The organism is Anabaena sp. CCY 9402-a, assembly GCF_963920945.1.
GTDB lineage: Bacteria > Cyanobacteriota > Cyanobacteriia > Cyanobacteriales > Nostocaceae > Trichormus > Trichormus minutissimus.
In genome coordinates this window covers 21025-44658 of the sequence record NZ_CAWUDL010000057.1, presented here as the reverse complement: position 1 = coordinate 44658, position 23634 = coordinate 21025, and the positions used below count along the sequence as shown (strand labels likewise).

Genomic DNA, 23634 nt, shown 5'->3' with positions numbered 1-23634 from the left:
TCATTTTGAAATCTCTCTTAATTTTTATTAGTAAATAAGATGCGTTTTCCCTAGGGTAATGCTCAGGCTCAGGCACAGAAGCAAAGATTGCAATTTCATTAACTCCCTATCAGGGATTGAAACGGCGAGATGAATAATAAAGGCTTCATCCTATATGATTGCAATTTCATTAACTCCCTATCAGGGATTGAAACAATAGTATTTTCGAGTAAGCCAGCCTCTTGGTACGATTGCAATTTCATTAACTCCCTATCAGGGATTGAAACTCAAAGCTTTCCTTTGCGCTGGCGCAGTAAGTCAAATTGCAATTTCATTAACTCCCTATCAGGGATTGAAACAAAAAAAGCTGAATTAAATTCTCAATTAGCTGATTGCAATTTCATTAACTCCCTATCAGGGATTGAAACAATGGCCAAGTAAATCAAATGCGTCGCCAAGCCATTGCAATTTCATTAACTCCCTATCAGGGATTGAAACCCGTTCGCGGTTGCTGTCCCGTTCGCTTTTGTTGTGATTGCAATTTCATTAACTCCCTATCAGGGATTGAAACTTTGCATCGTGAGTAACAACACTGAAAACAATAAATTGCAATTTCATTAACTCCCTATCAGGGATTGAAACAAGTTTACCAACGTAACCAGTATCAGCTAGGTTTTCATTGCAATTTCATTAACTCCCTATCAGGGATTGAAACCTTGCAATAGACTGCTATTTTTTTTAGGACAGATTGCAATTTCATTAACTCCCTATCAGGGATTGAAACATTGACAGGGAATCACCCAAAGTAACCGCTTGGTATTGCAATTTCATTAACTCCCTATCAGGGATTGAAACAGAGTAGAGACTATTAGAGAGTGGACTAAATCTGGATTGCAATTTCATTAACTCCCTATCAGGGATTGAAACAAACAATACGCTGCCCTTGATTATGCAGCAACCAATTGCAATTTCATTAACTCCCTATCAGGGATTGAAACTTCTAGGCTTAGACTGTATTCAACTACCCTCAATAATTGCAATTTCATTAACTCCCTATCAGGGATTGAAACCCAGGTGGGAAAAGTATCTCACCCTCCACAGCGTGAATTGCAATTTCATTAACTCCCTATCAGGGATTGAAACAGTGCAGGTGCAACATCAGACCCTAGCACCCATATTGCAATTTCATTAACTCCCTATCAGGGATTGAAACAGATTACAGCGATCGCACTTATCTCTGACCAGAATACCATTGCAATTTCATTAACTCCCTATCAGGGATTGAAACCAAATCTGGAGATGGCGGACGTGAAAAACATCCCAATTGCAATTTCATTAACTCCCTATCAGGGATTGAAACCCCAGTATCTAATTGCTGAGATTAGAGCGGTAAATTGCAATTTCATAAACTCCCTATTAGGGATTATTGCGTTCTTCTTTGCGCCTTTGCGCCTTTGCGCCTTTGCGTGAACAATCAAATAGTATTATTCAGCAACACCAAAATATTGATGTAACAGATCAAATTATCATAAGAGAAGGGCTAAAGCCCTTACTACAAACGAATATTGGGGAATTGGAGATGAAGATACATTACTTGCAGCACGTTCCCTTTGAAACACCTGCCAGTATTGAAAAATGGGCATTAGAACACAAACATTATCTTTCCGCCACTAGATTTTATGCGAACGAATCCTTACCGCCAGTGGAGGATATTGATTGGCTAGTGGTGATGGGTGGCCCAATGAATATTTATGAAGATAATCAATATCCTTGGTTGACACAAGAAAAGCAATTTATTGCCCAAGCAATCCAAGCCAATAAGACAGTAATTGGGATTTGTTTAGGTTCGCAGTTGATAGCAGATGTTTTAGGCTCTAAAGTTTATCCAGGAGAGAATAAAGAGATTGGTTGGTTTCCTATTGAACTAACAAATGAAGGTCAAAACTCAACTATTTTTAGTGCATTACCGCAGCAACTTACAGTGTTTCATTGGCATGGTGACACCTTTGATTTACCGCCAGGTGCGACTCGGTTAGCCTACAGCCAAGGGTGTCAAAATCAGGCGTTTATTTATAATCAGCGAGTCTTAGGTTTGCAGTTTCACCTAGAGTCAACTAAAGAGAGTGTTAGTCAAATTATTGCAAATTGCGGTGATGAATTGGTTGAAGGGAAATATATCCAGCAATCAACAGAAATGCTCGCTCAAACAGAGAACTTTGAAAAAATTAATACTATCATGAATAGTATATTAGATAACCTTGCTTATAATTCGTAACTGTTTGTAGTAATGACTTTAGTCCTTTTCAATTTTAAAAATAAGGGCTGAAGCCCTTACTACGAACATTATGGAACATTAGTATTGTGGGGAAATGGTATTAGGTTCAGCACCTAAACCTTGTGCTAATTCTGTAGAGGTGAGAGACTTAACGATACTCAAACCCAGAGAATGGCGAGAAATGGTTTTAGCATAAGCTGCACTCAGATAGGGTGCGTATTCTGCATTATTAGCTACATAGGTTTGGAAGAAAGGTAAACTCAAAATATTCATGTAGCGATGTGCTTGTACTGCATCCCCGACTAAATCTGGAGATAAGGGTACTTGCTTACTGCTGGGATGACTATTCCCAATGGTGGTGAAATGAGTTCCACCAACAAGCACGGCGAGATATTTTTGGGAACTAGCTAACCAAGAAAAGGGTAAGATTTGCTCATACAAAGCTGGTGCAATAGTATCTTCACTGCTACCAATCAGCATCACAGGGACTTTAATCTGATTAATCCCAGACTTGCCAAAAATAGAACTGGTGATGGGGTTAACTGCGATCGCAGCTTTGACTCGTTTATCTTGTAAGCTATCTAGCAGGGATTTATTTTTTATTCCCAAGGCGCGACACTGAAATAAAACAGACATATTCCAGGTTTTATTCAGTTTCTCTGGTTTGCAGTCTTGTTGCAACTGCCCAAAGTTAATCTTACCGCCAGCTAAGGCTAAGGCTGTGTAGCCTCCTAAAGATTGCCCAAAAACACCCACTTCTTGCAGATTTAGCTTACCTTTAAACTCACCATCAGACTGGTTACTAATTTCCAGTTGATTCAAAACATATTTTACATCTAAAGGTCGGTCTTGAAATTCCTCTGGTGATATGACTTCATTTGCTTGTTGACTCACACCCCGCGCTTGTTTAGCATCGCTACCGGGATGATTGGGAACAACTACAGCAAACCCGTGAGAGGCTAAATGTGTAGCCAAATATTGAAAGTTACTGCTGTCTGAACCCAAACCATGCGAAATGACAATTACAGGCGCAGTCTTTTTAATCCGGGGGAGATAAACATCTGTTAACAATAAGCGATGACGTGCAGAGTCAAAAAACTTGAGTGTATATTTTTGCGCCGGAATTTTGCCGTGATTGGCTAAATCTGGTAGTTGAGACAAACCTTTGGTATTGTGGATGCTAGAGGCTTCTAGATTAGATTTTTTGGTAACTACTGCGATCGCTTGGTGAGTTTTATTAACGATTTTCTGTAATTCCCCTGCGATCGTTAGACTTTGGGCTAAATTAATGTAGATACCGTTAGTAGGATATTTGCGTAATAAATTTAATAAAGTTAACCCTTCCGGTTCACTAGCTGCTAACACTAACGCTGAACGTAAAGCATTTAATTCCGGTTCTGTTTCTATGGTTTTACTTTGAATTACCTCCCCCAACCGCCGCAGTAAAAATTCTCCTTGGGGCGTGTACAAAAATTGCGACAATACTACCGAACTAACTTTCACCGGAGTATGTAACATTTGCCGCAATTCTTGAAACTGTTTCGGTGGTAAATATTGCTGATATATAGCTAATTCTTCATTGACGAAACCTGTTTTGGCATATACTTCTAAAGTAGCAACAGAAATAGATAACTCTAAACCTGAATAAGAGGTATAGACTCTTTCGGCTGCTATGGCATGATGATTTACTCCCGATGTTGGGAGTAGTATTGACAGAACTAGCAAGAGCGAATGTTTGCTCACGCTGCTAGTCCATTTATTCAATAAACTATTCATTGCTCAACTGTTTTGGTGGTGTAATGCTGATTGTTGGTAGTAATGCTGACACCCCAGTTGATTGGAAGAATTCGTAATTCGTAATTCGTAATTCGTAATTCGTAACGATGCTCCCCCCCGCTACGCTCTAAGCGTAGCTATGCCGCAGGCTTTACGTAATTCGTAAAACCTTAAATTTGAGTTGGATTTATTGGCTTGTGTTGTATAAACTTATTCTGATAATTCAGAATTTCAATGATTTTTTGTGGTGATTACGTGATGAAAATGTGGTTTTTTAGAAGATACACAGGTAGAAAAAGATTCACCCTTGAAGAGACTTAAACTGATGCTTGACACTAACGCTAATGATCATAACAAATGTTAAAAATCACTGCCTCAGTAATTTTAATGTAGCTTTAAACATTAAATTTCCTTGAGAGCATCCCACCGACAGAAGTCCCGCACGAAGAATAAAAGAAACAGATATTTCTATCCTGTCACCTGTCACCTGTCCCCTGTCCCCTATTCTTCTTCAGCGCGATCGCAATTGAACCACCTACTACTAAAAATGCCCCAAATACACCTAAAATTGTCAGCCGTTCTGGAGGGATTAAATTAGGTGCAATTAGTGATGTAAATTCTACTGCTATTAAAGTGACAATAGGAGCTAAAGCTAATACAGCACTAACACGGGATGCTTCCCAATGTTCCAAAGATTCCGCAAAAGCACCATAGGCAATGAGCGTATTTAGACCACAAAAAAGTAAAGTTACTAAATGAAAATTATTGAGTGTAATAATTGTATCTATCTTAGCTAGGGGAGTGAATAATAAAGCACATCCGCCATAAATCATTAACATAATATGGGCAGAAGATAGAGATTGTAATAATTGCTTTTGAGCCAAAGCATAGACTGCCCATACTACTGCACCTAATACCACTAAACCACTACCGAAAATGTATGTACTAGAGGAAGTAATTAAATTAGTGAATTGGGCGCGAAAAAATAGAACATAACCTAAAGTTAAGACACTTACACCCAACCATTGCCGCACATTGTAGCGTTCTTGAAAGACGACTAAACCACCAAAGCCCAACAACAGAGTAGCTAATTGAATAATCACCTCAGCGTTAGCGGGAGACGTTAACGCTAAACCCTGCATAAACAAAAAGTAATTAGCCGCTAACATCAGAGTAGCGATCGCTAACAATTTCCAACCATTAGCACTCAATTTTCCTAACTGCGGTAATTGACCGCGCATCCCTAAATATGTAGCCAGCAAAACAAAGGACACCAAAAAGCGAAACCAAATCACGGTGTAAACGTCCAAAGTTTGCAATACCACCTTGAGTGCGATCGGTAGAACGCCCCACAAGCAAACAGTCAACAAAGATAACGCCAGCCCCAAACGCCAGCGACCAGAACTATAGTGCATAATAATTCGTAATTCGTAATTCGTAATTCGTAATACCCTACGGGTTCGCGTAGCGTTCCGTTCGCGCTAGGGTTGCGTAGCAAAGGAAAGGCTTGCGCCTACTTAATTCGTAATTAAAAGAAATCCATCATCCAGGGAGAGACACCGGCAAATATTTGCGTAGCGGTGGAGAGTGCTGTGGCTGTTGCATCTAGTTTTCCGGCTAGTTGTAATTGAGAGGGTGTAAATAGGCTGGAGTATAGGGGTGCTAATCCTTGAATATCTAGCTTTAACTCACCTTTACCGCCTTTGGTGACTTCACCTCGACCATTGGCAACAGATAGAATAAATTTACCTTGGTTGCTGGTTAACAAGTTATCTTGTATGTCTAAATGTAATTCTGCTTCCACTCCTGGCGGATAACCACGGGCGGACAAGGCTTTGCACACATCAACTATTCTTAGCATCCAGCGATCGCTCTGGCAAATTTTAGCAGTTTGCTCTGGTAAAAGTAATGTCAGAGCATCAGTAATGGAACTCTTCCAGCGTACTTTGTCAATTTGGGAACGATGATTGGCCAGAAATGACCAGAAAGTGCGTGCTGCATCAGGGGAAAGCATCACCCAATCTTTAACTCGCACAATAGAAGCGTCTTTGGTACGTTCTTGAGTGAAGATGATGTAACCTTGGGGTTGGTCTTTGTCACCAATCAAGTAAGTATAGAGAGTTTCTTGAGCTTCTGTGTGAATTAATCCTTGCCAAATTGCGGGATGTCGATCTAAGTATCCGTGAGTAAGTTTTCCCTGTTGCTGATGTAGACTGTGAAATAGATCGTCATCTTTCGGGTCTACAGGTTGCACTGGTAAAGACTGTTCCCGTATCTGAATACTTTGTGTAGAAATTTCCCAAGTGCAGTAACTTCCAGCTTGTTCATAGCCGGCTTTGCGGTATAGGCGTTGTGTAGCTGGATAGAGAACCGAAATTGGTATATCCTGGGCGTGGATTTCCTGGAGAGCATTTTGGAGCAAGGCGATCGCAGCTCCATCCCCACGGTATTCTGGAGCAATACCCACCGCCGCCAGTCCCGCCATCGGTACACGCCCACCACCCCACCATTGACCCATCGAGTAAATTACCAAGCCACCAGCAACTTGTTGATCTCGATAGATAACACGAAAATTATCTAAACCAACAAGGTTGGCATAAATTTCACTGTCACCAGCCGACATAATAAAACACTGTTCGAGGATATGTCCTAATTGCCGAATATCCTCTTGCTGGGCTTTGGTGTATTTAAATTGAGGTGTCATTGCCTCTACCCTTAGTAGCACAGACTGACAATCATACTACAAAGAGTATGTTCTGTATTCTTCACCCAAGAGAATCACTCAATGGGGCAGTGGAGAGTCAGCAATTTTTTAATTTTTAATTGATCACCCCTATCCCTCTTACAAAAACATCTACACAGGTTTCAATATATTCTTCACTGCTGTATCTATGGGGCTGGAGTTTAACATCACGACATAGCATTCCGGCTAACAGCATTCCCCTAAACATTTCAACGGCTGCTAATAGATTAATGTCAGGTCGGACAGTTCCACGTTTTTGACATGATTGCAAGTAAGCTACCAGTTTTTCGCCCAAAGGCTTGGCTGCTTCTTCTATAACTTGCTTGGCGGCTTCTGGATGTCGCTTGGCTTCGCCGATAAAGGTACGAATTAGGTCTTCTTGCGCCTCCAGCATGGCGTTATACAACTGAGCATAATTTTTTAAGTCAGTGCTTAAATCCTGTGTCCATGCTTCTGGGTTAGCGAGGGCTTCGGTTTGCAGTGCTAGGGCATTTTCAATTACTGCTTTTAACAGTTGCTCTTTGCTAGAAAAATGGCGAAATAACGTTACTTCATTCACACCCGCTACACGAGCTATTTCACGGGTAGTTGCTCCTTGAACACCCAAGCCAGCAAATACCTGTGAAGCAGCCTCTATCAAACGTGTACGAGTCAGAGCAGAAGAACGGACAGTTTTAATCATTATTTGATTTTCAGTAATTGCTGGCATTGTTAAATTTCATTGAAAAATAGTTTTTAATGGAGATAAGTTAGCTCAGATATGATGGATTAATGTTTTTTAAATGGAAATCAAAATTTTATTTATCAGAAGAATATTAATCTCAATTGTAATGCGAAACACAAACCAATATCAAACTGTCTAATTTTATAAAAATCCGATTTCATTGTTGAAATACACGTAGCTTTACCGTACTCAGTGCTGAGTCCTGAGTAAGAAGGATATTACGCTGCTCAATGCCTCGCTACGCTAACAGAACTCTCCCAACTCTTTACACATCTCAGTGACAGGAACTACTAACCCACGTCCTAAGTGATGAGGTACTCTTTGAAGAGGAATAAATCCCAAGCGTAAATAAAAACCTTCAGCGTAAAGACTAGCAGTTGTGATGACACTATCAAAACCTTGTTGAGTTGCTTCGGCGCAAAAATGTTCTACTAAAGCCCGGCCAAATCCTTGCCCTTGATAATAAGGATGGACGTATAAACTAATTAGTTCATTCAAAATAAAACTAGCGAATCCTGTGATCATCTCATCTTCAATTGCCACCCTGATAGTCTCTAATTTCAGGTATCTTAAGATATTAGAACCATCCGGCTTATCAAGGTAATTACGCCAAGCCAATAGTTCTTTACGAGTATAAAAATTTGTCGGTAGAGCTTTAATAGCAGCAATGTGGATAGCACTCAGTTTCCATGCGTCTGTGTCCTTTGCAGGCCGCAGAGATATTTCCTTGGGACTCATTTTTCTAGAATGGCATTGAAATTGTCTGCGTTAGTTAAAAGAAATTGTATTTGCGATCGCTACACCTCAACAAGCTGATTTGTCCAATTCTTGCTATAAGTATAACATTTATTACATGAACTTCTGTGAATCTTCATCTAAAAAGATTAATTTTCTGTTGTATGAAATACCGTTTTTGTATACCATATAACATTTCGCAGGTTAAAAATCGAACTAATATCACAGTTTAAAAGTTAATCTTGTGAGCTTGGCAGCAATCAATATTCAGTTTAAACAAGTCAAGCTTTCTGCTGGCTTGTAATAGCTAATTCATTAAGGGAAAATTAATCAACCGATGAGTAGACAATTTAACCGACGTAGGTTTTTGATTTATAGTTCTGCAACTATTGGTAGCACCATTTTGCTGAAGGCTTGCGCCAATAACACCCCAACCGCTACGGACACTCCAGCCACCACTGGAGGTACTTCTCCTGTGGCTGCGGCTAGTGGTGAAACCATTAAAATAGGCATTCTACACTCCCTGAGTGGCACAATGGCTATTAGTGAAAAAAGCGTTGTCGATGCTGAGAAACTAGCCATCAAAGAAATTAACGCGGCTGGTGGTGTCTTAGGTAAGCAAATTGAAGCCATTGTTGAAGATGGTGCTTCTAACTGGGATACTTTTAGAGAAAAAGCCACCAAGTTGATTGATCAGGATAAAGTAGCTGTAGTGTTTGGTTGTTGGACTTCAGCTAGCCGTAAGAATGTGAAGCCAGTCTTTGAAAGCAAAGACCATATGCTGTGGTATCCCGTACAGTATGAAGGTCAAGAATGTTCTAAAAACATTTTTTACACAGGTGCAGCACCAAATCAACAAATTGAACCTTCTGTTGATTGGTTATTAAAAAATAAAGGCAAAGAATTCTTTTTAGTAGGCTCAGATTATGTTTTTCCTCGTACTGCTAACACCGTTATTAAATCCCAATTAGAAGCTTTAGGCGGAAAAACTGTTGGTGAAGATTATTTACCATTAGGTAATACGGAAGTTACACCAATTATCAGTAAAATTAAGCAAGCTTTGCCTAATGGTGGGATAATTTATAACACCTTAAATGGTGATAGCAATGTAGCTTTCTTTAAACAGTTAAAGGGTGCAGGATTAACACCAGATAAATATCCTTCTATGTCTGTCAGTATTGCAGAAGAAGAAGTTAAAGCAATTGGGGTTGAGTATTTGAAAGGTCACTATGCTGCTTGGAATTACTTCCAAACAGTGGACACTCCTGCTAATAAGAAATTTGTCGAAGCTTTTAAAAAAGAATATGGTGCTGACCGGGTAACAAATGACCCAATGGAAGCTGCATATATCGCCGTTTATTTATGGAAGCAGTCAGTAGAAAAAGCTGGTAATACTGATTTAGATAAAGTGCGGGCGGCGGCTTATGGTCAAACTATAGATGCACCTGAAGGAAAGGTGACAGTCAATGCTAATCATCACATATCCAAAGTTGTGCGGATTGGTGAAGTTAGAGATGATGGTTTGTTTGATATTGTCTACGCTACACCTGCACCCGTTGAACCAGTTCCTTGGAATCAATTTGTGAAAGAAACTAAGGGATTTGCTTGTGATTGGTCAGATCCAGCAAAGGGTGAAAAATATAAAAAAGCTTAAGTACAGTTATGAGTGCTGAGTGCTGAGTAATGAGTAATGAGTAATGAGTGGTGAGTGCTGTTAGCGGTAGCGCGGCGTTTAGCCGATGCTGAGTGAGTGTATTTTAACGTGAGTTCGACGAATTTTAAAAACCCCTCTCCAAACCTCTCCCCTGCAAGGAGAGAGGCTTCAAAACCTTTATTTTTCGTTGATATTTCCAGATATTTAAGCCCCTCTCCGCGTCGGAGAGGGGTTGGGGAGAGGTCATCGAACTCACGTTATTTTACTCAGCACTCAGTTTTGACTCATTACTAAAAAATAAGCTTATAGCTGGTGAAAAAGAATGTTAACAGGTTTTTTAGATGCTGTATTTAATGGTATTAGCATCGGTTCTGTGTTATTAATTGCAGCCTTGGGATTAGCCATTATATTTGGCTTGATGGGTGTGATTAATATGGCGCATGGTGAATTGATGATGTTTGGGGCTTATACAACCTTTGTTATACAGAATGTCTGTAAACAATTAGGCGGGTTTTGGTTTGAAATTTATATATTTTTGGCGTTAATTATCGCTTTCATTTTCACTGCATTTATCGGATTAATTCTGGAAAGAGGTGTGATTCGTTACCTCTATGGGCGACCCCTAGAAACTCTGCTAGCAACTTGGGGAGTCAGTTTGATTTTTCAGCAGTTTGTTCGGAGTGTGAATTGGGTAATAGTAATTGGCTTGGTTTTGTTTTCTCTATTATTTTTTGGGGGTTTATGGATTTTAAATTCCCGCACAAATTTAGAGAGAATTCGTAACTGGGTTGTGGGGGTGATTTTCTTGTTATCTTCGGGGGTGACAATCACTACAGTTAATTTATTGAGTCAAACTTATCAGCTAGCAGTCACTCAACCTTGGTTCGGCGCACAAAATGTAGACGTAACCGCGCCTAGTTGGTTACAAACTGGCATATCTTTAGGTGGTGTGCAATTACCATTCGCTAGGTTATTTATTATTGTTTTGACAGTAATTTGTGTAGGAGGAATTTATCTATTTTTACAGCGTTCTAGCTGGGGACTAAGAATTAGGGCGGTAACACAAAACCGCAGTATGAGTGCTTGTTTAGGTATCCCTACTAAAAAAGTTGATGCGATTACTTTTGCTTTGGGTTCTGGTTTAGCTGGGGTGGCTGGGTGTGCGATTAGTTTGCTCGGTTCTGTGGGGCCAAATACTGGACAAAACTATATTATCGACACATTTATGGTTGTGGTTGTCGGTGGGGTGGGTAACTTAGCCGGTACTATTGTAGCTGCTTTGGGAATTGGCACGGCTAACTTTTTAATTGGTTCGGGGACTCTGGCTTTGTTGTTCTCTCCTGTAAAGCCTCTAGCCGATTTCTTGACGTTTTTTGCTACTACAAGTATGGCGAAGGTGATGGTATTTGTGCTGATTATTGTATTTTTACAGTGGAAGCCTGGGGGAATGTTTCCGCAAAAGGGTCGGACTGTTGATGTTTAATTTTTTTTATCTCACGCAGAGACGCGGAGGGCGCAGAGAATGAAGAAGGGAGGAGGTTTAATATTAATTGAGGTTGGGGTGGTGGTGGCGATCGCACTTATCCTAATTTTAATTATGCCATTGGTGTTGTCAGAGTTTCGCTTGAATTTGTTGGGGCGATTTTTGTCCCTGGCGATCGTGGCTTTAGGGATTGATTTGATTTGGGGTTATACTGGATTACTAAGTTTGGGACATGGTATTTTCTTCGGTCTGGGTGGATATGCGATCGCCATGTACCTGAAGCTGCAAATCCCATCTGGTGAGTTACCTGATTTCATGGGGTTATATGGTGTTACTGAACTTCCCTGGTTTTGGCGACCTTTTTATTCTTTCCCAATAGCAGTAGCGGCTGTGGTGATAGTTCCAGGCTTGCTGGCGGGGTTGCTGGGATATTTAGTATTTCGCAATCGCATTAAGGGAGTTTATTTTTCAATTCTGACCCAAGCTGCAATTATTGTATTTTTCAACTTTTTTAACGGTCAGCAACAATTTTTCAACGGGACAAATGGACTGATAGATTTCACAACATTATTTGGTGCAAATGTCAGCAACCCACAAACAAAATTTATTTTCTACACCCTCACAGTCTTGCTTCTCGCCGCTACCTACGGGATTTGTCGCTGGTTGACAAGTGGACGCTTTGGTAGATTATTAATCGCAATTCGAGACGATGAAAGCCGTGTAAGGTTCTCTGGCTATGACCCTACAGATTTTAAAACCTTAGTCTTTGCAGTTTCAGGTGCGATCGCAGGTATAGCAGGAGCATTTTACACCCTGCAAAGTGGTTCTGTCTCACCCAGAGCAATGGATATAGCTTTTTCTATTGAAATGGTGATTTGGGTAGCCGTGGGCGGACGTGCTACATTAATCGGGGCAATAGTGGGGACTTTATTAGTTAATTATGCCCGTACTTTTTTAAGTGAACAATTTGCCGAAATCTGGCTATTTTTTCAAGGCGCACTCTTTTTAATTGTTGTAACAGTCCTTCCTGACGGACTAGTCGGATGGTTGCGTAGTCAAAACATTGCCTTTTTCCAACGCCGTCAACAAATTTCGACATATCCCAGCTTAGAAGAAGACCCAGAAGTGCAACATGAACGCCAAAATCTTGGAAACTGAAAACGTTACTGTGAGTTTTGACGGTTTTAAAGCCATCAACCAACTAAATTTTAGTATGGATGTGGGTGAGTTACGAGTAGTAATTGGCCCCAATGGTGCTGGTAAAACCACATTTCTTGATGTAATCACGGGGAAAGTCCAACCAACTATAGGACGAGTTTTATTTAAAGGAAAAAACCTGCGTTCTTTACCTGAACATCAAATTGCACGGCGGGGAATTGGGCGCAAATTCCAAACACCTAGAGTTTATCTCAACCTCACCCCACGGGAAAATCTAGAAATTACCAGCAACCGCAATAAAAGTGTTTTTTCGACATTGTTGGGGCGTTCTCATCCGACTGAGAAAAATAGTATTAAAGGTTTATTAGAAACCATTGGTTTAACTCCTAAAGCAGACATCCCCGCCGCGTTATTATCTCATGGAGAAAAGCAACGGTTAGAAATCGGGATGTTAGTAGGACAGTCCCCAGATTTATTACTTGTAGATGAACCAGTCGCAGGTTTAACAGATGAAGAAACTTATAATATCGGCGAACTACTTTTAACATTAGCCCAGAGTCATTCAATTTTAGTCATTGAACATGATATGGAATTTGTCCGCCAAATCGCCAAAAAGGTCACAGTTTTACATGAAGGTTCGGTACTCTGCGAAGGCAATTTTGAAGAAGTCCAAAATGACTCTCGTGTGATTGAAGTTTATCTAGGACAGCAGTGATAGGTGACAGTGGGAATAGGAGAGAGAAGCTAATGACTATTGACTATTGACAAATGCTAAACATATCTAATCTTAACGTTTACTACGGTGAAAGCCATATTCTCCGCAACGTAGATTTAACTGTACCAAATGGGCAAATGATCTGCCTAATTGGACGTAACGGTGTAGGTAAAACAACCCTACTCAAAACAATTATGGGGTTACTCAAACCTCGCAGTGGTACTATTAACTTAGCCGGGAATTTAATTAACTCCAAATCTCCAGATCAAAGGGCAAAACTGGGGATTGCTTATGTTCCCCAAGGACGAGAAATCATTCCGCGTTTGACAGTTAAAGAAAATCTGCTGTTGGGATTAGAAGCTAGACAAAAACAGGTTAAAAAAGCCGAAATTCCCGAAGAGATTTTTAGTTTATTTCCGGTGTTAAAAACCATGTTATCGCGGATGGGTGGTGATTTAAGTGGTGGACAGCAACAACAACTAGCGATCGCGCGTGCTTTAATGGGACAGCCTCAACTACTCGTCTTAGATGAACCCACGGAAGGTATTCAACCCTCAATCATCCTGGAAATTGAAGCAGCAGTCCGCCGCATCATTGAAACCACAGGCATTTCTGTCTTACTAGTAGAACAACACTTACACTTTGTCCGCCAAGCCGATTATTACTACGCGATGCAAAAAGGTGCTATTGTTGCCTCTGGTTTAACTGATGAACTGAGTCAGGACGTGATTCAGAGGTTTTTAGCGGTATAGGGGCGTTCCATCATGCCAATAAAACCTCCCCTCCCCTCTGCGTGAACCTCCGCGCCCCTCTGCGTTTAAAAATGAAAGAATATCACCATGTCCAACTACTTCCGCGCCAACGTTAACGCAATGGCTAGCTACATTCCTGGGGAACAGCCCCCACGGGGTACACAAATCATTAAACTCAACAGTAACGAAAATGCTTATCCTCCCTCACCAGCAGCATTAGAAGCACTGAAAAATATTGATAGTGAATCGTTACGGCGTTATCCAGAACCCTTTGGCGGACAATTTCGCCAAGCTGTCAGTCAAGTCTTAGGAGTTCCCAGTGATTGGGTAATTGTCGGTAATGGTAGCGATGAAATTTTGAGTATTGTAATTCGCGCCTGTGCTGAACCTGGACGCAAGGTAGTTTATCCGATGCCGACCTATGTCTTATATCGCACATTAACTGAGATGCAGGCGGCGGAAATTCTGGAGATTCCTTATGCAGAAGATTACAGTTTACCTGTGGCAGAATTAATTGCCGCAGATGGGGCTGTGACTTTTATTGCCTCACCAAATAGTCCTTCTGGTCATGTTGTCCCGAAAGATGACTTACGAAAACTAGCGAGTAGTTTATCTGGGGTGTTGGTAATTGATGAAGCATATGCAGACTTCGCTGATGAGAATGCGTTGGATGTGGTGCAGGAATACGAAAATGTGATTGTGATTAGAACCTTATCTAAAGGTTATTCCTTGGCGGGATTGCGTTTAGGCTTTGGCATTGCCAATCCCAAATTATTGCCAGGATTGTTTAAAGTCAAGGATAGTTATAACATTGATGCGATCGCCTGTGCAGTTGGTACAGCTGCTATCACTGACCAAGCTTATAAAAATGCTTGCATCGCTAAAATTAAAGCCTCACGCCACAAATTAATGCAAGACTTAAAGCAATTAGGCTTTCGGGTGTGGGATTCTCAAACCAACTTCTTACTAGTCCAGCCACCCCAAAACAACGCCGAATATCTCTACCAAAAACTCAAAGCACAAAAAATTCTCATCCGCTATTTCCCACAGCCAGGATTAGATGATAAATTACGCATCACCGTTGGGACTGATGAGCAAAATCAAGCTTTGGTTAAAGCGTTATCTGGACAGGAGACAAAAAAGTAAAAAGTCAAAAGACTCATTTTTTTTGACTTTTTACCTTTTCATGCCCTTTTCCTTAGTGACCGATTTCGACATCTTCGAGGATGCCGAGTGCGTCAGGGACGAGGACTGCGGTGGAGTAGTAGGCAGTGACAAGATAGGAGATGATAGCCTTTTCGTTGATACCCATGAAGCGGACAGACAGACTGGGTTGGTATTCGTCAGGAATACCCGTTTGGTGTAGGCCGATCACACCCTGGTCTTCTTCACCAGTCCGCAGTACAAAGATAGAGCTGGTCTGATTCTTGGTGATGGGGATTTTATTGCAGGGAAGAATGGGTACGCCTCGCCAAGCATTCACCATGTGTCCGTCCAATTCAATGCTTTGGGGATAGATGCCGAGGCGGTTGCACTCCCGACCGAAGGCGGCAATAGTGCGGGGGTGAGCTAGGAAGAACTTCGACTTTCTCCGACGGGTAAGCAGTTCGTCGAGGTCATCAGGGGTAGGTGCCCCGCTCCGAGTGTAGATACGCTGTTTGAGGTCGGCATTGTGCAGTAAGCCGAATTCACGGTTATTGATCAACTCATGTTCTTGACGTTCCCGCAATGCTTCGATGGTCAATCGCAATTGTTGCTCGGTCTGGTTCATCGGTTCGTTATACAAATCCGCGACGCGGGTATGCACCCGTAACACAGTTTGAGCCACACTCAACGCATACTCGCGGGGGGAGAGTTCGTAATCTACGAATGTTCCTGGTAGCTGAGTCTCCCCAATATGTCCCGAAGTCAATTCAATGACAGCTTCACCATACTTGTTCTGTGGGGCTTGTGGGCGATTTCTGAGACGGTCAACATGAGCTTGCAAGGACTCGGACTGGTTAAGTAGTTCCCGAAACGCCTGTTGTGGTAGAGCTAAGACCGTGCATCGGGTGAGAGCTTGGATTGTGAAATCCCAATTACTCTGAGACTCTAGCAAGGTGCGATCGCCAAAATAATCCCCGTCAGCTAACACACCTAATATGGTCTGCTCATCATACTTGCCCACACCAATCTTATTGACTTTGCCATGTGCAATCAAGAACACCTGATTGGCTGGCTGACCTAACTGGACAATGATGTCACCGGGTGCAAACTCCTGCTGCACAAACCGACCCGCCAAAGCACTCAATACCTCAGTGTCATCAAAATCTCGCAGCAATGGTAACTCACACAGTTCCTGGGGAATTACCTGCACCGAAGCTCCTGTGTTGGTGAAAGTCACCCTTCCATCACCCACCGCATAGGTCAGTCGTCGGTTCACCCGATATGTGCCACCCTTCGTCTGCACCCAGGGCAGCATTTTCAACAACCACCGCGAGGTAATTTCCTGCATCTGCGGTGCAGATTTAGTGGTTGTGGACAAATTCCTGGCTGCGGCTGTACTCAAACTTAGTTGAGGTTGTCCACTCTCAACGTCTAAATTCGATTCAATAGCTTCTGTCATTTCACCCTCTACTTTCTAGTTACTCACAAAACTGTCTGACCCAATAGATGAGAGGTTAATTTCTCATTGATAAAAATCAATTTGCCTTAACCTCTCACGAATACTCAGATCCCTATTTGGACATCTTCGAGGATGCCAAGTGCATCAGGGACGAGGACGGCTGCGGAGTAGTAGGCGGTGACGAGATAGGAGATAATCGCCTTTTCGCTGATGCCCATGAATCGAACAGATAAACCGGGTTGGTATTCGTCAGGGATACCAGTTTGGTGTAGGCCGATTACCCCTTGTTTTTCTAACCCAGTGCGGAGCAAGAGGATAGAGCTGGTGCGGGTGTTGGTGATGGGGATTTTATTGCAGGGAAAGATTGGTATACCCCGCCAAGCTGGTACTAAGTGGCCACCCATGTCAATGCTTTGGGGGTAGATGCCGAGGCGGTTGCATTCCCGACCGAAGGCGGCGATGGTGCGGGGGTGTGCCAGGAAGAATCCGGGATCTTTCCACACTGTAGCTAGCAGTTCATCGAGGTCGTCAGGGCTGGGTGGCCCATTCCGGGTGTAGATACGCTGTTTGAGGTCGGCATTGTGCAGTAAGCCGAATTCACGGTTATTGATCAACTCATGTTCTTGACGTTCCCGCAATGCTTCGATGGTCAACCGCAATTGTTGTTCGGTCTGGTTCATCGGTTCGTTGTACAAATCCGCGACGCGAGTATGCACCCGTAACACAGTTTGAGCCACACTCAACTCATATTCACGGGGCGAGAGTTCGTAATCTACGAATGTTCCTGGTAACTCAATCTCTCCAACATACCCTGAAGTCACCTCAATGGCAGCTTCCCCGTACTCGTTCTGTCCTCCTTCTAGGTTGCTTCTGAAGTGGTCAATGTGAGCTTGCAATGCTTCGGACTGGTTGAGTAGTTCCCGAAATGCCTGTTGTGGTAAAGCTAGTACCGTGCATCTGGTAAGAGCCTGCACCGTGAAATCCCAAACACGCTGGGACTCTAGCAAGGTGCGATCGCCAAAATAATCCCCGTCAGCTAACACACCCAATATGGTCTGCTCATCATACTTACCCAGACCAATCTTATTGACTTTGCCATGTGCAATCAAGAACACTTGATTGGCTGGCTGACCTAACTGGACGATGATGTCTCCGGGTGCGAACTCCTGCTGCACAAATCGACCCGCTAAAGCACTCAACACCTCAGTGTCATCAAACTCGCGCAGCAATGGTAACTCACACAGTTCTTGGGGAATCACCTGCACCGAAGCTCCTGTGTTGGTGAAAGTCACCCGTCCATCACCCACCGCATAGGTCAGCCGTCGGTTTACCCGATATGTGCCACCCTTCGTCTGCACCCACGGTAACAGTTTCAACAACCACCGCGAGGTAATTTCCTGCATCTGCGGTGCAGATTTAGTGGTTGTGGACAAATTCCTGGCTGCCGCTGTACTCAAACTTAGTTGAGGTTGTCCATTCTCAACGTCTAAATTCGATTCAATAGCTTCTGTCATAACTTCATCCTTGCTTTTTAGTGATTAATAAACAAACTTGAGAAACACTCCGCACTCTTAATCGAGTTATGAACTGATACCCCATGCACCGAGCAACGATTTGATCCGCGCAGCCGAAGTACCTAACCCTGTAGGGCCATTGAGTAGCCGCCTTTCTGCTGAACTATGACGCAATTCAAATTCCTTATAGCGGTCTACGGTGATATGCCACTTGAGTACGCCGCACATCCACTGCTGTAGTTTCTCGACGTATCTGTGCAGTTTCTCGCGGGTACTTGTGTCCAGGTTGAAATCGTCGAATAGGGCTGGCAATTCAGTAGCGACAATGTGTTCAAACTGCTGCGCCCTAGAAGTCATCAGGTTATTGACGACCTCAACAGCCTGAACTGAATCACAGTTGAGAAATTGCTGAACGACCAGTACGCCGTTATTGAGTTCGCCCTCAAACTCTATTTCTTTCTGGTAAGAAAAGATGTCGTTGGTTAAACAGGCGAAGTCGGCAGCTGAATTGTCCAGCCCACGCATTGGTCGGGTGCGGTATATCTCCGGTGGGATCTCGTCGCCCTGGGCTATTCGGGACAGGCTCATCGTCAGATCCGATCCAAACGTCTTACGACGCATCTCAACGTAATCTACCGGGTCTGGAATTCGGTTTTGGATCTGGTTGGCAAGTTCCCACAACCAGCTTTCAATCATGTCCTCGACAGCACGGCGAAACTGAGATCGCGCGATCGCGGACATGGGGGCAGCTGTACGAGACCACAAATCAGCCAAACCTCGTTCCACTGGGTTGGTTGGCTCTGGAATGGGGGCGGAATCTAGTGGCATAAATGCCGCTAGTCTGGCGTTGAACACTTTCGCACCAGCCATGTTGCGGCTGTATCCGTAGAGTGCGGGGAAGTAATCGTCGGCATAAGTTCCCCAAACCAACCAACCCGCCGTCAAATTCAGCTCAGACGCGGACGCATTCGGATGGATTAACGCACCACATAAAGCTACGTCGGCAACATCAAACTTGTGGTTATCCCAGATGACGGCATCAGGAATGCCAGGTAGTGAGTCCAGCATCCCCATCTGACGCGCCCATTCTTTGGAATGCTGCCGCGCAGCATCCAAATGGGGATTTAAACTTGTCGAAAATGGCATATAAAACTTTGGCAGTTTCACCGGCCCTACAGCCTGGTATGGAACGTGAGTGAAACTCTTGAGCCTTCCCAAACCCAAGGCGGCATTTAACGATCCCATTCGTGCAGCTGATGTCCCCAGCCCTGTTGGCCCACCTAAAACCAGCGAAGGTATCGGAGAATTATCCACTCCCTTGTTCATGTAGCGGCTCGACCTCATATGCCACTCGTGACCGCCCGATTGCCAGTCCTGAAGTCCTTTAATGTATAACAGAACGTTGATCCGAGCCATCGGATCTAGTCCGTACTCTTCAAAAAGAGGGGGTAGTTCGGTGACGGCGGTGTTCTCAAATTGGTATAGGCGCGAATTTAGCAGTTCGTTAGTGAGGTTGGCAGCCTCCTGTGGACTCACATTCAGGAATCGCTCCAAGACCAAGACGCAGTTAGCATTTTCGCCTTCATCTTCGACTTCTCTCTGGTATGAGAATAGGTCGTTGCGGAGATGGACTCCATCGGAAAATGTGTCTTTGAGGACGCACATTGGGCGAGTTGCGGCAATTTCGGCCGGGATTTCCACAAATGCGGCGTGTTCGACGAGGTTCGCTGACCACGGCGCACCACCAACCTTGCGGCGCATCTCAATGTACTCAATGGGGTTAGCAACCCGATCCTGGCGGATATTGGCGAGTTCCCACAAAGATTCTTCGAGAAGGTTTTTGGTACTCTCGGAGAACCGAAGCCGCCAGTCTATAGATTTGGTAAAGGCCGTCCGCAGCCACAAATCAGCCAAGCCTCGTTCCACTGGGTTAGTCGATACTGGTAGGCTATCGCTGGGGTACAAAGGCATAAATGCTGGTAGTCGGTCAAGGTACTCCTTCGCCCCAGCCATATCTTGACTACGTTTATAGGTTTCCAGAAAGTGATCGTCGAAGAAAAACACCCAGACATACCAGTCTGTCACTAGGTCAAGCTCCATCCCTGGCGCATCTGGATGGGTATACGAGCAAAGTAAGGCGTAATCGTGGGAGTCAAACTTATGCTCATCCCAGATCACCAAGCTTTCCGCTTCTTCTTGTGAACCAAGTATCCCCATTTCGTAAGCCCACGCTTTGGAATGCACTCGCGCCGCTTCCAAGTTTGGGTTCAGCCGCGCTGGCCAAGGCATATAAAATTCTGGCAGTTCAAAGGGTTGCATGATCTGCGCTTAACCTCCTCTGGAGTCTTTTTGCTGTCTTTTGGGATTCAAAATAAAAAATGTCCCAAATTTTTTTGAGGGATGGGCATCTTGCCCGTCCTATATTCAGAGCAGACAAGATGCCCACCCCACAAGATGAATAATTTATTTTTTGGAAAGCCCTTCTTTCGTAATTCTAAATATCGTTGCGCTTCACCAGTATCCTCACCACTCCAGCGATATCCTCTTATCTGGTTTGCTTGTGGTGGCTCGTGTGAAGGCAATCGTACAAGACGTTTCTCATCCAAATAACGAGCTAAGTAGAACGGCGTAAATAATTAGAGGTTGTAGTAAGGACTAGTAGTTCATCAAGTTTGAATTGATGGATAAGCAAGTTTGTAGTAAGGACTAAAGTCCTTACTACAAACCATCAAAACTAACTTGACACAGCACTAGAGTCCTTACTACAAAATCGATCACAATAACTTTCTATTACTTAACATAGTTAGGTTTATTCCCATCGACTTACTTATGTCCGTTTTATTTGAAGTTATCTATAGCGAAAGTTCAGGTTTTTGAAAAGGCTATTTAAGTCATTAATTATTTCCGATATTGGTAGATGAATTTTGAGAGATTTATCGTGTTCTTATAAGTTTTCATAGTTACATAAAAAAAGCAATACGTAGACTCAAGTAGTGAAGCAGATAGTTAAATGAAAAATTTAAAAAAGATTAGACATTTAAGACTTTTAAGATAGTTAAGCCGATAGTTAAATCCAAAAAATAAGACAGTTAAGACTGTTAAGCCAATAGTAAGAACATTTAATACAGTGGTTAAACAATAATTACTAATTGTCGATATTTGTAACTAGTTTTTTTGCTAATGACTAATAACAACCCGAAACCCACAAATTCTCAATCCCCCGTCTGACTCATTCCAACTGCGGCTAGCACTGCGACATAGTTCTGCACCAAAGTTCCAAGAACCACCGCGCAAAACTCGCCGATATATATCACCGCCTTCTTCCCACACACTACCGTCAGTGGGTGCGCCATTATAATTGTTATGCCAAGGGTCAGCGCACCATTCCCACACTAACCCGTGCATATCGTACAATCCAAAGGCGTTGGCTACCCGAAAACTTCCGACATCTGTTGTTTCTTTGCGGTGGCGGTTTTTGGCTTCTGTGCTGTAACTCTCGCTACTGCTAAAGTTAACTAAGTCAGAGGTGATGGTTTCGCCAAAGTGAAAAGATGTAGTTGTGTCGGCGCGACAGGCGTATTCCCATTCGGCTTCACTGGGTAAACGATAATCACGTCCAGTTTTCTCTGAGAGTCTGGCACAAAATTCTACAGCTTCATGCCAAGATACATTTTCCACTGGTCGATTTTGACCTTGAAATTTAGAGGGGTAAGGATTTAGAGGTTGGTTGATTTTGGGTAAAGCGGCGACCGATCGCCATTGGGCTTGTGTAATCGGATACTTACCCATAAATAAAGGCGCGATCGCTACTTCATGTTGGGGGCGTTCGTCAGCATCTCCTTCAAAGTTGGGCGAACCCATCATGAATGCACCCCCAGGAATTTCTACCATTTCCAGGGTGATGTCTTTACTGATGGCTTCTAGAAAGAATTGGGTAACATTGCGATCGCGATTTACTATACGTCCGCCTGTATCTACCGTCACCACCTCAAACTCACAGGTTTTTAAAGGTGGTAGTGGTATTTTGGTTTTTTGTAAGGTTGGTGGTAACGGGACTAGTGTCGGTTGATTAACTAACAATATTTGCGTTTCAATATCAGGCAGAGTTGTACCTTTTAAATCATCTAAAGCCTCTATAGCTGATTGATATCGATCATTAGGTAAATGCTGAATTAATTTATCTAAAACTTTGCTTAAATTATCACTGACAATAATACCTTTCTTCTCTAAATAATCTTGCCACAGCCACTTAGCATTCATCGGATCATAAAGACCATCATCAATATGTCCATAAAGATTTTGTTGGGGCAAACATTGAGTTAAAAGACGCACACAAGTTACACCCAAAGCATATAAATCACTAGCAGGGCAAGCAAACCCCGCCATTTGTTCAGTTGGAGCATAACCCAGGGTATAAATAACTGTCGCTTGTCTCGCTATACTAGTTTGTGTAACTTGTTTAGCACCACCAAAATCTATTAATACTAGTTTCCCATCACTATCACTACGAATAATATTCTCTGGCTTAATATCCCGGTGGATCACATTACAAGAGTGAATAAAATCTAGAACTGGTAACAAATCTAACAAAACTTGCCGAATTCTGGCCTCCTCAAAGGGCTCTTGCTGCACCTCTTGTAAGAGAGTTTGCCCTTGAATAAATTCCTGCACCAAATATAAGCTTGAACCTTGTTCAAAATAAGCCAATAATCGGGGAATTTGACTATGATTTTCTCCCAGTTCATATAACCGAAAGGCTTCTTCTTTGAAGAATTCGGCTGCTTTGCTACGTTGTCCCGTTCCCTGAACTTGGGGAAAGAATTGTTTGATGACGCAAGGCGCATTTAATCTGTCTACGTCTTCAGCCGCGTAGGTTTTACTAAAGCCACCTTCACCTAATAGCCACAACACACGATAGCGGTTTCTCAGCAATTGGCCAAAGCCGCTTTGCCCGCAAGTCATGCAAAATCTATTGCCATCAGGGTTGAATGGATTTGAGCAATTGGGATTTTGGCAAATTTGCATAATGAGGTGAGGAGAGCATATTTTCCAAAGTTAGCCCCAATATTATCGAATGGGAAACTGATATTGAAACAAATAAAATTCTATAATTGATATGTGTATACTGTTATCAAAGGATACATATCAAACATTTTGATTTATTTGTTACTTTTTACTGATTGCTCTACATATTAGCAACCATATTTTTATTGATAAAATAATAATATAACTAAGCTGTTTAACTTGTCAATACTATTTCAATATAGTGATTGTTTATCAACTTATTCGGGTACAAATAGGTTTTTATTGACTAAGTATAAAAATATAAGTTACTGGCATGATGTTAAATTTAAACCCACCTTGTTAAAATTTGGTAATTTTGATACAGCCAGATGCAAGTGATTTCCACGGCTGAACTGACTTAAGCACGCAAAAACAATGCAGTCGTGAGCTGTTATTGGAAAACTGATCCTTAAGTGAACTGTTATCTGATCTAAAACAGAAAAACTGCACATTTTTC

General features: G+C 42.6%; 16 protein-coding genes and 1 CRISPR repeat array. Of the genes, 7 read left to right on the top strand and 9 right to left on the bottom strand.

What is annotated here, in order from left to right; translation table 11 throughout:
- Positions 1–86: 86 nt before the first annotated feature.
- Positions 87–1409: direct repeats of the CRISPR family, unit length 37 nt; unit sequence ATTGCAATTTCATTAACTCCCTATCAGGGATTGAAAC.
- A gap of 149 nt (positions 1410–1558) precedes the next feature.
- The gene (locus tag ACM0OR_RS19740; protein ID WP_414578199.1) at positions 1559–2254 is read left to right on the top strand and encodes a type 1 glutamine amidotransferase; all 696 of its coding nucleotides are present in this window, start codon (positions 1559–1561) and stop codon (positions 2252–2254) included.
- Between the two features lie 78 nt (positions 2255–2332).
- On the opposite strand, the gene ACM0OR_RS19735 is transcribed toward ACM0OR_RS19740, so the two are convergent.
- From ACM0OR_RS19735 to ACM0OR_RS19715, 5 genes are all read right to left on the bottom strand, one after another.
- On the bottom strand, positions 2333–4030 hold the full coding sequence (locus ACM0OR_RS19735) for an alpha/beta hydrolase (protein WP_414578198.1): 1698 nt from the start codon (positions 4028–4030) through the stop codon (positions 2333–2335).
- 476 nt (positions 4031–4506) lie between these two features.
- The gene (locus ACM0OR_RS19730) at positions 4507–5445 is read right to left on the bottom strand and encodes a DMT family transporter (protein WP_414578196.1); all 939 of its coding nucleotides are present in this window, start codon (positions 5443–5445) and stop codon (positions 4507–4509) included.
- A 113-nt stretch (positions 5446–5558) separates the two neighbouring features.
- Entirely contained in the window at positions 5559–6734 is a 1176-nt protein-coding gene (gene eis / locus ACM0OR_RS19725) for an enhanced intracellular survival protein Eis (protein ID WP_414578194.1), read from the bottom strand.
- A gap of 115 nt (positions 6735–6849) precedes the next feature.
- Entirely contained in the window at positions 6850–7455 is a 606-nt protein-coding gene (locus tag ACM0OR_RS19720; RefSeq protein WP_414578201.1) for a TetR/AcrR family transcriptional regulator, read from the bottom strand.
- 285 nt (positions 7456–7740) lie between these two features.
- Positions 7741–8235: a GNAT family N-acetyltransferase gene (locus ACM0OR_RS19715; RefSeq protein WP_414578192.1), complete on the bottom strand. Its 495-nt coding sequence runs from the start codon at positions 8233–8235 to the stop codon at positions 7741–7743.
- A 334-nt stretch (positions 8236–8569) separates the two neighbouring features.
- Here ACM0OR_RS19715 and urtA point away from each other — a divergent pair, with 334 nt between their 5' ends.
- The 6 genes from urtA to hisC all read left to right on the top strand — a co-directional run bounded on the left by urtA (position 8570) and on the right by hisC (position 15140).
- Positions 8570–9886 carry an urea ABC transporter substrate-binding protein gene (gene urtA / locus ACM0OR_RS19710; RefSeq protein WP_414578191.1) on the top strand — a complete coding sequence of 439 codons (1317 nt, stop codon included), beginning with the start codon at positions 8570–8572 and terminating at the stop codon, positions 9884–9886.
- Positions 9887–10208: 322 nt separating this feature from the next.
- A complete protein-coding gene (urtB, locus tag ACM0OR_RS19705; protein ID WP_414578190.1) occupies positions 10209–11369 on the top strand; it encodes an urea ABC transporter permease subunit UrtB in 1161 nt (386 codons plus the stop codon).
- 39 nt (positions 11370–11408) lie between these two features.
- Positions 11409–12527 (top strand): urea ABC transporter permease subunit UrtC, encoded by a 1119-nt coding sequence (gene urtC, locus ACM0OR_RS19700; RefSeq protein WP_414578188.1) that lies wholly within the window; start codon positions 11409–11411, stop codon positions 12525–12527.
- Complete coding sequence (gene urtD, locus ACM0OR_RS19695; RefSeq protein WP_414578187.1) at positions 12502–13242, top strand: urea ABC transporter ATP-binding protein UrtD; 741 nt, start codon at positions 12502–12504, stop codon at positions 13240–13242. Before urtC ends, urtD begins: the two co-directional genes overlap by 26 nt.
- Before the next feature lie 53 nt (positions 13243–13295).
- Positions 13296–13994, top strand: coding sequence for an urea ABC transporter ATP-binding subunit UrtE (gene urtE, locus ACM0OR_RS19690; RefSeq protein ID WP_414578186.1), 699 nt, complete (start codon positions 13296–13298; stop codon positions 13992–13994).
- 87 nt (positions 13995–14081) lie between these two features.
- The gene (gene hisC / locus ACM0OR_RS19685) at positions 14082–15140 is read left to right on the top strand and encodes a histidinol-phosphate transaminase (RefSeq protein ID WP_414578184.1); all 1059 of its coding nucleotides are present in this window, start codon (positions 14082–14084) and stop codon (positions 15138–15140) included.
- A gap of 52 nt (positions 15141–15192) precedes the next feature.
- Here hisC and ACM0OR_RS19680 read toward each other — a convergent pair whose 3' ends face one another.
- The 4 genes from ACM0OR_RS19680 to ACM0OR_RS19665 all read right to left on the bottom strand — a co-directional run bounded on the left by ACM0OR_RS19680 (position 15193) and on the right by ACM0OR_RS19665 (position 23138).
- The gene (locus ACM0OR_RS19680) at positions 15193–16599 is read right to left on the bottom strand and encodes a family 2B encapsulin nanocompartment shell protein (RefSeq protein WP_414578183.1); all 1407 of its coding nucleotides are present in this window, start codon (positions 16597–16599) and stop codon (positions 15193–15195) included.
- Between the two features lie 104 nt (positions 16600–16703).
- Positions 16704–18113, bottom strand: a complete 1410-nt coding sequence (locus ACM0OR_RS19675; protein WP_414578182.1) for a family 2B encapsulin nanocompartment shell protein — start codon at positions 18111–18113, stop codon at positions 16704–16706.
- Between the two features lie 66 nt (positions 18114–18179).
- Positions 18180–20432, bottom strand: coding sequence for a family 2 encapsulin nanocompartment cargo protein terpene cyclase (locus tag ACM0OR_RS19670; protein WP_414578180.1), 2253 nt, complete (start codon positions 20430–20432; stop codon positions 18180–18182).
- An 858-nt stretch (positions 20433–21290) separates the two neighbouring features.
- Positions 21291–23138 (bottom strand): SUMF1/EgtB/PvdO family nonheme iron enzyme, encoded by a 1848-nt coding sequence (locus ACM0OR_RS19665; protein ID WP_414578178.1) that lies wholly within the window; start codon positions 23136–23138, stop codon positions 21291–21293.
- Between the last annotated feature and the right edge of the window lie 496 nt (positions 23139–23634).

Excerpts from the sequence above, each read along its gene's own strand:
- hisC (WP_414578184.1), top strand. The coding sequence starts at position 14,082 with ATGTCCAACTACTTCCGCGCCAACGTTAACGCAATGGCTAGCTACATT.
- urtD (WP_414578187.1), top strand. The coding sequence starts at position 12,502 with ATGAACGCCAAAATCTTGGAAACTGAAAACGTTACTGTGAGTTTTGAC.
- ACM0OR_RS19735 (WP_414578198.1), bottom strand. The coding sequence starts at position 4,030 with ATGAATAGTTTATTGAATAAATGGACTAGCAGCGTGAGCAAACATTCG.
- ACM0OR_RS19715 (WP_414578192.1), bottom strand. The coding sequence starts at position 8,235 with ATGAGTCCCAAGGAAATATCTCTGCGGCCTGCAAAGGACACAGACGCA.
- ACM0OR_RS19720 (WP_414578201.1), bottom strand. The coding sequence starts at position 7,455 with ATGATTAAAACTGTCCGTTCTTCTGCTCTGACTCGTACACGTTTGATA.
- ACM0OR_RS19670 (WP_414578180.1), bottom strand. The coding sequence starts at position 20,432 with ATGCAACCCTTTGAACTGCCAGAATTTTATATGCCTTGGCCAGCGCGG.
- eis (WP_414578194.1), bottom strand. The coding sequence starts at position 6,734 with ATGACACCTCAATTTAAATACACCAAAGCCCAGCAAGAGGATATTCGG.
- ACM0OR_RS19730 (WP_414578196.1), bottom strand. The coding sequence starts at position 5,445 with ATGCACTATAGTTCTGGTCGCTGGCGTTTGGGGCTGGCGTTATCTTTG.
- ACM0OR_RS19680 (WP_414578183.1), bottom strand. The coding sequence starts at position 16,599 with ATGACAGAAGCTATTGAATCGAATTTAGACGTTGAGAGTGGACAACCT.
- ACM0OR_RS19665 (WP_414578178.1), bottom strand. The coding sequence starts at position 23,138 with ATGCAAATTTGCCAAAATCCCAATTGCTCAAATCCATTCAACCCTGAT.
- urtB (WP_414578190.1), top strand. The coding sequence starts at position 10,209 with ATGTTAACAGGTTTTTTAGATGCTGTATTTAATGGTATTAGCATCGGT.
- urtA (WP_414578191.1), top strand. The coding sequence starts at position 8,570 with ATGAGTAGACAATTTAACCGACGTAGGTTTTTGATTTATAGTTCTGCA.
- urtC (WP_414578188.1), top strand. The coding sequence starts at position 11,409 with ATGAAGAAGGGAGGAGGTTTAATATTAATTGAGGTTGGGGTGGTGGTG.
- ACM0OR_RS19740 (WP_414578199.1), top strand. The coding sequence starts at position 1,559 with ATGAAGATACATTACTTGCAGCACGTTCCCTTTGAAACACCTGCCAGT.
- ACM0OR_RS19675 (WP_414578182.1), bottom strand. The coding sequence starts at position 18,113 with ATGACAGAAGCTATTGAATCGAATTTAGACGTTGAGAATGGACAACCT.
- urtE (WP_414578186.1), top strand. The coding sequence starts at position 13,296 with ATGCTAAACATATCTAATCTTAACGTTTACTACGGTGAAAGCCATATT.